5 protein-coding genes and 1 pseudogene are annotated in these 7,347 nt (G+C 65.9%); all 6 read left to right on the top strand.

Features of this window, described 5'->3' with window-relative positions:
• Positions 1 to 172 (top strand): annotated as a pseudogene (locus ACXJL8_RS28315) (ABC transporter ATP-binding protein); the annotation flags it as partial.
• Positions 173 to 510: 338 nt separating this feature from the next.
• Positions 511 to 1,890, top strand: a complete 1,380-nt coding sequence (locus ACXJL8_RS28310; RefSeq protein ID WP_456621422.1) for an MFS transporter — start codon at positions 511 to 513, stop codon at positions 1,888 to 1,890.
• Positions 1,891 to 2,012: 122 nt separating this feature from the next.
• Entirely contained in the window at positions 2,013 to 2,441 is a 429-nt protein-coding gene (locus ACXJL8_RS28305; protein ID WP_456621423.1) for a globin family protein, read from the top strand.
• 10 nt (positions 2,442 to 2,451) lie between these two features.
• Positions 2,452 to 3,669 carry an NAD(P)/FAD-dependent oxidoreductase gene (locus ACXJL8_RS28300; RefSeq protein WP_456621424.1) on the top strand — a complete coding sequence of 406 codons (1,218 nt, stop codon included), beginning with the start codon at positions 2,452 to 2,454 and terminating at the stop codon, positions 3,667 to 3,669.
• 14 nt (positions 3,670 to 3,683) lie between these two features.
• Positions 3,684 to 6,389: a molybdopterin-dependent oxidoreductase gene (locus ACXJL8_RS28295; protein WP_456685984.1), complete on the top strand. Its 2,706-nt coding sequence runs from the start codon at positions 3,684 to 3,686 to the stop codon at positions 6,387 to 6,389.
• Between the two features lie 252 nt (positions 6,390 to 6,641).
• Positions 6,642 to 7,347 (top strand): SMP-30/gluconolactonase/LRE family protein (locus tag ACXJL8_RS28290; protein ID WP_456685983.1); only part of this gene is annotated, 706 nt, incomplete at its 3' end.

The following is a 7,347-nucleotide window of genomic DNA, read 5'->3' as shown; positions in this document are numbered from 1 at the left end:
CATCGTGATGATGACGAATGGGCCGTCCGCACGCATCGGCGAGGTGCTGGAGGTGCCGCTGGCGCGCCCGCGCAAGCGGCTCGAGCTCGCGACCAACACCACCTATCTGAAGTGCCGGCAGCGTGTGCTCGAATTCCTCTACGAACGTCATCGCTTCGTCGAAGCCGCGTAAACCAAGGTTTAACGCGGAAGATATGCGCGCCTAAATAATCGACAGCTCGCTCAATCCTTGTGCGCCGCACAAGGATTGAGCGAATCGCAAAATTTGCATGCGAAATTGGCCTGCGAAAATTTCGGGCGATGCGAACAAGCCTCTGAATTCCCTGTATTTCCCGATCGCGCGCAACTGGCACGGAAATTGAAATAGCTTTTCCGACGCCAACGACGACGTCCCTCAACATCATCAATCAGCATCGTGAACTCGCCACCGGGGCTTGGCCCTGGAGCGCGCCTCCGTGGCCGGAGGCTGAGCCTGCAACGACGCAGCGGTGAGCCTGGAAGGGATAAGCAATGACTAAAAGTCCGACGTGGATTTCTGACTGGCGCCCCGAAGATGAGGCGTTCTGGAATGCGGGCGGCAAAGCGATCGCCCGGCGTAACCTGATCTGGTCGATCGTCGCCGAACATATCGGCTTCTCGGTGTGGCTGATCTGGAGCATCGTCACCACCAAGCTGCCGCAGGCGGGCTTCCATTACACCACCGACCAGCTGTTTCAGCTCGTCGCGGTGCCGGGGCTGATCGGCGCCTTCATGCGCTTCCCCTATACGTTCGCGGTCACGACCTTCGGCGGCCGCAACTGGACCATTTTCAGCGCGGCTGTCCTGTTCATCCCGACGCTGTCGCTCGCCTATTTCGTCAGCCAGCCCGACACCCCGTTCTGGCTGATGCTGCTGATTGCGTCGACCGCCGGCCTTGGCGGCGGCAACTTCGCCTCCAGCATGACCAACATCTCGTTCTTCTTCCCTGACCGGATGAAGGGATGGGCGCTCGGTTTGAACGCGGCCGGCGGCAATATCGGCGTCTCCAGCGTGCAGCTCCTGACCCCGATCCTGATGACGCTCGCCGTGATCAACCTGTTCCAGGCCACGCCCGTCGACGGCGTGTTCCTTCAGAACGCCGGCCTGATGTGGGTGCTGCCGATCGCGATCGCGGTGTTGGGCGCGGTGTTCTTCATGAACAACCTCACCACCGCCAAGTCGTCGATCAGGAACCAGCTCGCGGTGGTCAAGCGCAAGCACACCTGGATCATGGCCTACCTCTATATCGGCACGTTCGGCTCCTTCATCGGCTACTCCGCAGCGTTTCCGCTGCTGATCAAGACGCAGTTCCCCACGGTGACGATCTCGATCGCGTTCCTCGGTCCGCTGGTCGGCTCGCTGGCGCGGCCGTTCGGCGGCTGGCTCGCCGACAAGGTCGGCGGCTCCATCATCACGTTCTGGAATTTCATCGTGATGGCGGGCGCCACGGTCGGCGTGCTCTATTTCGTCGGGCACAAGGACTTCATCGGCTTCCTGTCGATGTTCCTGCTCCTGTTCGTCACCACGGGCATCGGCAACGGCTCGACCTACCGCATGATCCCCTCGATCTTCCGCGAGCAGAACCTATTCAAGGTGCGCGGCAAAGGCGATGCGGCGCGTGCGGCTGCCTTGAAGACGGCAAGCATCGAAAGCGGTGCTGCGGTTGGCTTCATCGGCGCGGTCGGCGCCGTCGGCGGCTATCTGATCCCGAGCGGTTTCGGCAAGTCGATCGCCCTGACCGGCGGGCCGCAGCTCGCGCTCGCGATCTATCTCGCCTTCTACGCCTCCTGCCTCGGGCTGACCTGGTGGTTCTACCTGCGTCGCAGCCCGCAGAGTGAAGGCGCGCCAAGCCTCGCCGAAGCGCGGGTGTGACACTTGGCACGAATGTCGCTTCTCCCCGTACGCGGGGAGAAGTCTCGCTGATGACGTTTGACCCATGAACTTTTTCCGCAACGGCGCGGACAAAGGCAAACCGAAACAGGCAGGAGAACACCATGACGCCCGAACAGATCACCCTCGTCCAGCAGAGCTTTTCCAAGGTCGCGCCGATTTCCGAGGCGGCCGCGGTGCTGTTCTACGACCGCCTGTTCGAAGTGGCGCCATCGGTACGTGCGATGTTTCCCGAGGACATGACCGAGCAGCGCAAGAAGCTGATGGGCATGCTCGCCGCCGTCGTCGGCGGCCTATCGAACCTGGAAGCGATCCTTCCCGCGGCCTCGGCGCTGGCCAAGCGTCACGTCGGCTATGGCGCGAAGGCCGAGCACTATCCCGTGGTCGGCGCGACCCTGCTGTGGACCCTGGAGAAGGGCCTCGGCGAAGCCTGGACGCCCGAACTGGCAAAAGCCTGGACCGACGCCTACGGCGTGCTGTCCGGCTTCATGATTTCCGAGGCCTACGGCGCACAGCCGCAGGCCGCTGAATAGGAGATGCCGTGTGAGTGAACCGCTGGTCATCGTCGGTAACGGTATGGCGGCCGCGCGTCTTGTCGATGAGCTCGCCAAGACCGCACTCGGCCGCTACGCGGTTGCCGTCATCGGCGATGAGCCGCGGCTCGCTTACAACCGCGTGCTGCTCTCCTCCGTGCTTGCGGGGGAGACCGGCTCGCACGAGATCGAGCTCAGGCCGGCCGACTGGTGGCGGCATCGCGGCGTCACGGTGCGCTATGGCTATCGCGTCACCGAGATCGACACCGGCCGCCGCGAGCTCAAGATCGCCGGCGAAGAGAGCATGGAATATTCCAAGCTCGTGCTCGCCACCGGATCGACGCCGCTGCGGCTGAACGTGCCCGGCGCCGATCTCGCCGGCGTGCACACCTTTCGTGACACCCGCGACGTCGACCTGCTGCTGACGCTCGCTGCGGCGAAGAAGCGCGTCGTCGTGGTCGGTGGCGGCCTGCTCGGGCTCGAGGCGGCCTACGGTCTCGCCAAGGCCGGCGCGCCGGTCACGCTGCTGCATCTGATGGACCGGCTGATGGAGCGCCAGCTCGATGGGCCCGCGGCCGACCTGCTCAAGACGCTGGTCGAGCGCAAGGGCATCCGCATCCTGCTCAATGCCAGCACGAAGTGCATCCATGGCGACGGCCATGTCGAGGCCGTCGAGCTTGCCGACGGCAGCCGCATCGAGGCCGACGCCGTGATCTTCGCCGCCGGCATCAGGCCCAATATCGCGCTGGCCAAGGACGCCGGCATCGCGGTCAACCGCGGCATCGTCGTCAACGACGAGATGCAGACGGCGTCTCCCGACATCTACGCGCTCGGCGAATGCGCCGAGCATCGCGGCACCTGCTATGGCCTGGTCGAGCCGGCCTACGAGCAGGCGCGCGTGCTGGCGCGGCATCTCGCCGGGCGGCCTGCGTCCTATCAGGGCAGCGTGGTCTCGACCAATCTGAAGGTCTCGGGCGTCAGCGTGTTCTCCGCCGGCGATTTCATGGGCGGGGAGGGCAGCGAGAGCCTCGTGCTGACCGACCGCCGGCGCGGCACCTACAAGAAGCTCGTCATCGCCGACGGCCGGCTCACCGGCGCGGTGCTGATCGGCGATACCGTCGATGCGCTGTGGTATCTCGAGCTGATCCGCAATCGCGAGAAGGTGACGGCGATCCGCACCGACATGATGTTCGGCCGCGCGCTCGCGCGTCCTGCCAAGGCAGCTTGATAAGGCGGCTCGATATGACGGCGATCGATCCCACCCTCCGCGCCACCAAGACCACCTGTCCCTATTGCGGCGTCGGCTGCGGCGTGCTGGCGACGCCCGACGGCAAGGGCGGTGCGGCGATCGCGGGCGATCCCGATCATCCCGCGAATTTCGGCCGGCTGTGCTCGAAGGGCTCCGCGCTCGGCGAGACCGTCGGGCTGGAAAGTCGTTTGCTTTACCCGATGATCCGCTGCAAGGGCGTGCTGGAACGCGTCGCCTGGAGCGATGCGCTCGACCACGTCGCCCACCGCATGCAGCACATCGTGGCGCGCGACGGCGCCGACGCGGTCGCGTTCTATCTGTCCGGCCAGCTTCTGACCGAGGATTATTACGTCGCCAACAAGCTGATGAAGGGTTTTGTCGGCACCGCCAACGTCGACACCAATTCGCGGCTCTGCATGTCGTCCTCGGTCGCCGGCCATCGCCGCGCCTTCGGCGCCGACACTGTGCCCGGCTGTTACGAAGATCTCGACCAGGCCGACCTCCTGGTCTTCGTCGGCTCGAATGCGGCGTGGTGTCACCCGGTCCTGTTCCAGCGCATGCTGAAGAACCGGCAGGAGCGCGGCGCGCGCATGATCGTGATCGATCCGCGCCGCACCGACACGGCCGGCGACGTCGATCTGTTCCTGGGCTTGAGGCCCGGCACCGATACTGCGTTGTTCTCGGGCCTCTTCGTTCATCTTGCGGACAACGGCGCGCTCGACAAGGACTACGTCGCGAACAACACGTCGGGCTTCGACGACGCGCTGGCGCGTGCGCGCAGCATCGCCGGCAGCGTGACCGCGACCGCGCTTGCCACCGGCCTCACCGAGCAGGATGTCGCGACCTTCTTCAAGATGTTCCGCGACACGGAGCGCGTCGTCACGCTCTATTCGCAGGGCGTCAACCAGTCGGCGCAGGGCACCGATAAGGTCAACGCGATCCTGAACTGCCATCTCGCCACGGGCCGCATCGGCAAGCCGGGTGCCTCGCCGTTCTCGCTCACGGGGCAGCCCAACGCGATGGGCGGCCGCGAGGTCGGCGGCCTTGCCAACCAGCTCGCCGCGCACATGAACTTCACGCCGCCCGACATCGATCGCGTGCGGCGATTCTGGAAGGCGCCGCGCATCGCCACCCATGAGGGGCTGAAAGCGGTGCAGCTGTTCGAGGCGATCAACCGCGGCGAGGTCAAGGCGCTGTGGGTGATGGGCACCAACCCGGCGGTGTCGCTGCCCGACGCCGACTTCGTGCGCGAGGCGCTGAAGAAGCTCGAGCTGTTCGTGGTCTCCGAGAACGTGCTCTCCAACGACACCGTCGAGGCTGGCCCGCATGTGCTGCTGCCTGCGCTCGCCTGGGGCGAGAAGTCGGGCACGGTGACCAATTCCGAGCGCCGCATCTCGCGGCAGCGTTCGTTCCTGCCGGCGCCGGGCGAGGCGCGGCCGGACTGGTGGATTTTGAGCGAGACCGCCAAGCGTCTCGGCTTCGGCGACAGCTTCAACTACAGATCCGCGGCCGACATTTTCCGCGAGCACGCCGCGCTCTCGGCCTTCGAGAACGATGGCAGCCGCGATTTCGACATCGGCGCGCTCACCTCGTTGTCTGACGAAGCCTTCGACGCGCTGAAGCCCGTGCAGTGGCCCGCGCGCGAAGGCGGAGTGCCCGTCGAGCGCTTCTTCGCGCAGGGCGGCTTCTTCACCAATGACGGCAAGGGCCGCTTCGTCGCGCCGGAGGTGCCGGCGCTGCGCGGCGAGACCGGCCCGTCGCGGCCGCTGCGGCTCAACACCGGACGTATCCGCGACCAGTGGCACACCATGACGCGCACGGGACTCAGCCAGCGGCTGGGCGCGCATCTGCCCGAGCCGTTCGTCGAGATCCATCCCGACGATGCCAACAAATACGGCATCGCCCACCACGGCCATGCCCGTATCACCACCGACTACGGCCAGTGCATCCTGAAGGTCGTCGTCAGCGACCGCCAGCAGCGCGGCACGCTGTTTGCGCCGATCCACTGGAGCGCGATGAACGCCTCGCACGGCCGCGTCGGCGCGCTGGTCGCGCCCTTCACCGATCCGTTCTCGGGCCAGCCGGAGTCGAAGGCCACGCCTGCTGCGATCGCGCCGTATGAATACGTCTTCCGCGGCTTCGCGCTGTCGCGCAGGCAGCTCGATCTGCCGCCGAACCTGTTGTGGACCCGCGCGACCGTCGCCGGCGGCTTCGGCTATCTCTTCGCCGACAATGCCGATCTCGCGCGCTGGCCGGCCTGGCTCGACGGCGTCGCCGGCGAGGATGTCGCCGACTACCGCGATTTCGGCGGCGGCGTCTACCGGGCCGCGTCTTTCGCCGGCGACCGCATCGAGACCTGCCTGTTCGTCGGCCCCGCGCATGATGCCGGCGACTGGGAGGTGGTGAAGAGCCTGTTCGCGGCCGATCGCGTCAGCGACGATCAGCGCCGCATGCTGCTGTCCGGCAAGTCCAGCGAAGGCGCCGCCTCGACCGGCCCGATCGTCTGCGCCTGCTTCGGCGTGGGCCGCGGCACGATCTGCGACACCATCGCGAGCGGCGCCCGCACGGCCGCCGAGATCGGCGCAAAGCTCAAGGCCGGCACCAATTGCGGCTCCTGCATCCCCGAGCTGAAGCGCCTGATCGCGACGACGGAAGYGGCGCCTGCGAAGCAGGCCAAGCTCGCGGGCGCGGCAGGGTAGAGTTCTCTCTCTCCATCGTCGTCCCGGCGAAGGCCGGGACCCATAACCCCAGGGAGTAGTTTGGCGAAGACTCGTCGCTCGGTACGCTTACCGCGCGCGATCGATAGACCTCGCGGTATGGGTCCCGGCCTTCGTCGGGACGACGGTGGAGGGTGTCGTACCATCTCTGCCATGCCCGCCACACCAATCGACGGCCCCTCCATTGTGCCCTATGCTGCCGCGCATTCCGCCAGCTCAAGAAACATAACAACCATGATGTACCTGGAAACGCCGCCGCGCCTGATCGAGACCAAAATCTTCTCCGCCATGCCCGACAAGTTCCGCCGCAAGGGCGTGCGGACGGATTGGGCCGACGCCAACCGGCCCGGCGTTGCGACCGATAGCTTCATCGAAGGCCCGTCGTTCGACAAGGACGGCAATCTCTACATCGTCGACATTCCCTTCGGCCGCATCTTCCGCATCGACACGAATGGCGAGTGGTCGCTGGTGATCGAGTATGAAGGCTGGCCGAACGGGCTGAAGATCGCGGCCGACGGCCGCATCCTGGTCGCCGACTACATGCACGGCATCATGGAGCTCGACGCCAAGGCTGGCCGCATCACGCCGGTGCTGACCGCGCGCAATTCGGAATCGTTCCGCGGCTGCAACGACCTGCATCTCGCCTCGAACGGCGACATCTATTTCACCGACCAGGGCCAGACCGGCCTGCATGATCCGAGCGGGCGCGTTTATCGTCTGACGCCGAACGGCCGGCTCGAATGCCTGATCGACACCGGCATCAGCCCGAACGGCCTGGTGCTCGATCCAACCGAGACCGTGCTGTTCGTCGCGATGACCCGCGACAATGCGGTGTGGCGGTTGCCGTTCATGAGGGACGGCAGCGTGTCGAAGGTCGGCCGCTTCTGCTCGCTGTTCGGTACCAGCGGTCCCGACGGCATGACGATGGACGCGCGTGGCC

The sequence above is a fragment of the Bradyrhizobium sp. P5_C11_2 genome, assembly GCF_054049755.1.
The sequence above is the reverse complement of the archived record's forward strand: the minus strand, read 5'-3'. Positions and strand labels throughout refer to the sequence as shown.

Coding starts and splice junctions, on each gene's coding strand:
- ACXJL8_RS28310 (WP_456621422.1), top strand. CDS start 511: ATGACTAAAAGTCCGACGTGGATTTCTGACTGGCGCCCCGAAGATGAG.
- ACXJL8_RS28305 (WP_456621423.1), top strand. CDS start 2,013: ATGACGCCCGAACAGATCACCCTCGTCCAGCAGAGCTTTTCCAAGGTC.